Annotated in this window: 5 protein-coding genes; 4 read left to right on the top strand and 1 reads right to left on the bottom strand. The window is 54.3% G+C overall.

Features of this window, described 5'->3' with window-relative positions; translation table 11 throughout:
* Window positions 1–866: LysR family transcriptional regulator (locus Q1K23_RS07720; protein WP_300363567.1), on the bottom strand; the 866-nt coding region annotated here is incomplete at its 3' end.
* 169 nt (window positions 867–1,035) lie between these two features.
* On the opposite strand from Q1K23_RS07720, the gene Q1K23_RS07715 reads away from it, so the two are divergent.
* The 4 genes from Q1K23_RS07715 to Q1K23_RS07700 form a co-directional block, all read left to right on the top strand.
* Complete coding sequence (locus Q1K23_RS07715; protein ID WP_300363566.1) at window positions 1,036–3,081, top strand: UvrD-helicase domain-containing protein; 2,046 nt, start codon at window positions 1,036–1,038, stop codon at window positions 3,079–3,081.
* Window positions 3,082–3,190: 109 nt separating this feature from the next.
* Window positions 3,191–4,033 carry a tRNA pseudouridine(55) synthase TruB gene (gene truB, locus Q1K23_RS07710; protein ID WP_300363565.1) on the top strand — a complete coding sequence of 281 codons (843 nt, stop codon included), beginning with the start codon at window positions 3,191–3,193 and terminating at the stop codon, window positions 4,031–4,033.
* Window positions 4,021–4,254, top strand: coding sequence for a carbon storage regulator CsrA (csrA, locus tag Q1K23_RS07705; RefSeq protein ID WP_300363564.1), 234 nt, complete (start codon window positions 4,021–4,023; stop codon window positions 4,252–4,254). Before truB ends, csrA begins: the two co-directional genes overlap by 13 nt.
* The coding region (locus Q1K23_RS07700) for a 4-(cytidine 5'-diphospho)-2-C-methyl-D-erythritol kinase (protein ID WP_300363563.1) at window positions 4,251–4,981 on the top strand (731 nt) is incomplete at its 3' end. The genes csrA and Q1K23_RS07700, both read left to right, overlap by 4 nt.

Here is a 4,981-nt window from a genome sequence, read left to right as displayed (position 1 = left end):
ATGAAGGCGTCGTGTTTGCGCTCTTTGGAGTAGGCGATGTAGAGTTTTCTCTTGATACGGTGTCCCCGGATTCTCGCTTCGTAGAGCTGTCCGTTTTCCACTTCGTCGGCGATGGCGACGTGGGAGATGAAAGAGAGGATCGGTGGACGTTCGTCATCTTTCTCCGCTTTGAGTATCGCCGCTTTGAGTGTCGCGGAGCTGTCGACTTCGTAGAGAACGTCGAGATTTTTGCACTCGATTCCGATATCTTCGAAAACCTCTTTGACCATGCGTCGGGTATGGGACGCCTCGTCACGGCAGATCCAGCGGTAGTTGTTCAGATCCTCGGGTTTGAGCGTTTTGGGAAGCGGCCGGTTGCTGAAGACGACGAGTTCGTCCTCCAGCCACTCCCGATAGATCACATCCTCTTTGAAAATCGGCGATTCGATGAGTCCCAGGTCGATCTGTTTGGCGATGATGTCGTCGATCACCTGCTCACTCAGCTCCACTTTGATCTGTACGTCGTTGTGGATCACCTGCTTGATGTTGTTGAGGCACTTGCCGGGGATGATGAAGTTGCCGATCGTGAAAGAGGCCCCGATACGGAAGGTGATCTCCTTGTTGATGATCTTGATCAGATCCCTTTCGGCGTTGTTGATGCACTTCTCCAGCCGCAGGGCGATACGGTAGAGGTCTTCCCCCTCTTTGGTGAGGATGACGCCGTTTTTCTTCCGTTCGATGATTTTACAGTCGAGATACTTTTCGATGAATTTGATCTGTTGCGTCACGGCGGGCTGGGAGATCCCCAGTTTCGCCGATGCTTTGGAAAAGCTGTGTTCGCGTACGACCGTCAAAAAAGTCTCCAGTTTCGCGAAATCCTTTAACATAACTATTCCTTAAGATTTTTATTTGTTATTCTATCAGATTATATTTATAAAATCAATAATTTTTTGTTATCCGTTTCTTTTCTTTTTCTCTCTTTATTGTATTCAGATATCTAATCCTAAATATTTTTTTGATATACTAAATACACTTTATAAGCAAACAGAAGAGACCATGGACAAAATACTCGACCAACTCAACGACCAGCAGCGTGAAGCGGCACAGCATATCGACGGCCCGATGCTCATTCTCGCGGGTGCGGGCAGCGGAAAGACGAAAACCGTCACGACACGGCTCGCCTATCTCCTCTCCCTCGGTATCGACCCGGCCAATACTCTGACACTGACGTTCACCAACAAGGCGGCGACCGAAATGCGCGAACGGGCCCTTTCGATGATAGAAAATCCGATCTATCCGCCGCTGCTTTGCACCTTCCACAAATTCGGCCTTCTCTTTCTCAAGTTCCACATCGAGAAGCTCGGAAGGAAAAACGACTTCGTCGTCATCGACACCGACGACAAGAAACGGATCATCAAGCAGATCGACAAGGAGCTTCCGACGGCGCTGGTCGCCAGCGAGATATCGCGGTACAAAAACTCCCTGATCAAACCCGACCAGGCGATCGCCCAGGCCGAACATCCCCAATACAAGAAGATCGCCGCCATCTACAAAACCTATCAGGACTACATCACCGAAAACAATCTGGTCGATTTCGACGATCTTCTGATGCTGACCCACGAACTGCTCGAGACGGACGACTCCCTTCGCAAAAGCGTGAGCGAACGCTACCGCTACATCATGGTCGACGAATACCAGGACACCAACGAGCTGCAGCTGCAACTGCTGAAAAAACTCTGCGACACCCATACCAACCTCTGCGTCGTGGGCGACGACGATCAGAGCATCTACGGCTGGCGCGGCGCCAACATCCGGAACATTCTCGAGTTTTCCAACATGTTCGAAAACACGAAAGTGGTCAAACTCGAAAACAACTACCGCTCCACCGAAGAGATCCTCAAGGCGGCCAACCTGCTGATCCAGCACAACCGAAGCCGTCTGGGGAAAACCCTCATCAGCACGAAGGGCAGAGGGAAGCCGGTGGAACTTTTCCAGAGCGCCGACGAAAACGAAGAGTCGGACAAAATCGCCCGGGCCATCCAGCAGCTGATCGACAGCGGCGTGCCGGCGGGCGAGATCGCCGTACTCTACCGCATCAACGCCCTCTCCCGCTCATTGGAGGAGGGGCTCAACCGCGCCGGCATCGCCTACCAGCTGGTCGGCGGGGTCCGCTTCTACGAGCGGGCCGAAATCAAGGACGCCATCAGCTACCTGCGCATCATCGCCAACAGCCACGACGACTTCAGCTTCAAACGGGTCATCAACCGCCCCAAACGGGGCATCGGCAAGGCGACGATCGACAAGATCGAAAAGGCGGCCTACGAACGCCACCTCTCTTTGTACCAGTTCCTGAGCGAAACGCCCAAAACCGAACTCTCCAAACTCCTCAGCAAAAAGGCCTACGCGTCGATCAACCGCTTCATCAACGATCTGGAGATCCTGCAAGAGACACTGGAGCACTCGATCATGGGTTTCATCGACCAGTTCGACAAGACGATCGGCCTCAAGGAGTACTACGCCGCCCTGCCCGACGGAATGGAGAGGGTGCTCAACCTCGACGAGTTCTACGGCCTCTTCCGCGACATGGTCAAGAAAAATCCCGACATGAGCCTGGACGCCTTCTTGAACGAGATTTCGCTTCAGAGCGACCAGGACCAGATCAAAGGGGAGCAGATCTCCATCATGAGCGTTCATGCCTCCAAGGGGCTGGAGTTCACCCACCTCTTCGTCATCGGAATGGAGGAGGAGTTCTTCCCCCTGCTGGGCGACGGCTGCGACATGGAAGAGGAGCGCCGCCTCGGTTACGTGGCGATGACCCGGGCCAAGGAGACGCTGACACTCTCCACGGTCCAGAGCCGCTTCCACAAGGGGCGCCGAAAGCAGCTGGAGAAGAGCCGCTTCCTCACCGAAGCGGGACTGCTTCAGGGGGCGCTCTCCATCGAAAAGAGCACCGGATACAAAAAAGGGGATCTGGTCAAGCACAAGCTTTTCGGCATCGGACGGGTCCTGGAAGTCTCGCGTGCCGGACGCGACTACAAACTCAAAATCAATTTCGGAGGCAACCGCAGGGAGATCCTCTCGAGTTTCGTGGAGAGAGTGTAGTGTTGAGTTTTGAGTATCGAGTGCTGAGTATTGAGTAGATGGAAGCGGCGAAGCCGCCTCCTCCATTTTTCATTCTTCTTTTTAATTTTTCATTCCAAAGGAGCTCGTATTGAGCGACTGCGATAACCGTCTCTTCGTCGCCCGCAAGCCGATGTTCATCGGCTCCAACACCTTTCTCTCGCGGATCAAACGCCGCTACGGCGTCAAAAAAGCGGGATTTTCCGGAACCTTGGATCCCTTTGCCTGCGGGGTTTTGATCATCGCCTTCGGGCAGTACACGAAACTCTTCCGATTTCTGAAAAAAACGCCCAAAACCTACCGTGCCACCCTCTGGCTGGGAGCTTTTGGCGAGACGCTAGACATCGAAAGCGTCGAGCGCATCGAAGAGGTCCCGCCGCTGAGGGAAGAGGAGGTGAAAGAGGCCGTACTCTCCTTCCGCGGTCCCTTCACCTACACCCCGCCCCGGTACAGCGCCAAACGGATCGGCGGCCGACGCGCCTACGATCTGGCCCGGGAGGGAAGCGAAATCGCGCTGCAGCCCTGCACCTCGACGATCCACGACATCAGACTGCTGCACTACCGCCACCCCTTCGTCACGTTCGAAGCGGATGTGAGCGAAGGAACCTACATCCGCTCCCTGGGCGAGGCGATCGCCAAAAAACTGGGCTGCCCGGGATCGCTTAGCTATCTCGAACGGCTTCGCGAGGGAGAATTCGTCTACGAAGGAGAGAAACCGCTCGATCCGCTGAAATATCTGGAGCCTCCTGAAAACCGGTATCTCGGGGATTCCGACGATCTCGTCCTGGGGAAAAAACTGAGCCGGGAATCGTTCGCGATCCAAGAGTCCGGCATCTATACCGTTGTTTTTGACCGATATTTTGCTATTATAGAGATAGAAAAGAGCGGAACCGTCAACTACCTGCTCAACAAGGTGAAACTATGCTCGTACTGACCCGCAAAAAAGACGAAGCGATACGGATCGGCGACAATATCGTCATCAGGATCGTCGCCATCGACAAACAGAGTGTCCGTATCGGTATCGAGGCGCCCGACGACGTGACGATTTTGAGAGAAGAGCTGGTCCAGGCCGTCAGCGAAGAGAATATCAAAGCCGCCAGAGAGACTTCCGACGCTCTGCTCGCCTCCCTGAAAGAGAAAATCTCCGGAACATGACTGTCGAAGCTCCCGCCAAAGTCAATATCTTTCTGAAAATCGTCGGTATCCGGGGCAGTTACCACGAACTCCGCTCCAGATTCGTACGCGTCGAGTCTCTGCACGACACCCTCTCGATCGAAAGAAAAGAGTCCGAATCACCCCTTTTCGAACTCCTCTCTTCCTCTCCTCTGCCGCAGGAGAACACCGTTTCGAAAGCCTATCGTCTCCTCAAAAAGGTCTCTCCAAAAATCGAAAAGTTTTTCGAAGTCCACCGGATCAGAATCGAAAAACGGATCCCCATGGGTGCGGGACTGGGGGGTGGAAGTTCCGATGCCGCCGCCTTTTTGAATCTCTGCAACGATGTTTGCGGACTGGGGCTTACAAAAGAGTTTCTGGCCGGAATCGGAGAGAAGATCGGCGCCGACGTCCCCTTTTTCGTCTACGGCTATCCGAGCGCCAACGTCGAGGGTATTGGAGAGAGGATCGCCCCTTTCGACGAGGAGCCGCCCTCTTTGGAGCTGTTCACCCCGCCGGTTCACTGCGATACGGCACTCGTCTACCGCACTTTTCGGAAAAACTTTTCCGACAACATCGACCCAAAGGCCGCCGGAGAGTGGCTTTCTCTGCAGAGTGCCGAGTTGATGCGCTCGATCGATCCGCTCGATGCGAACGATCTTTACAGAGCGGCACTGCTGGCCTATCCGGAGCTAAGACGATGGGCGGCACCCGACCGCTTCTTCAGCGG

This window comes from Hydrogenimonas sp. (genome assembly GCF_029933015.1).
Lineage (GTDB): Bacteria > Campylobacterota > Campylobacteria > Campylobacterales > Hydrogenimonadaceae > Hydrogenimonas.
The sequence above is the reverse complement of the archived record's forward strand: the minus strand, read 5'-3'. Positions and strand labels throughout refer to the sequence as shown.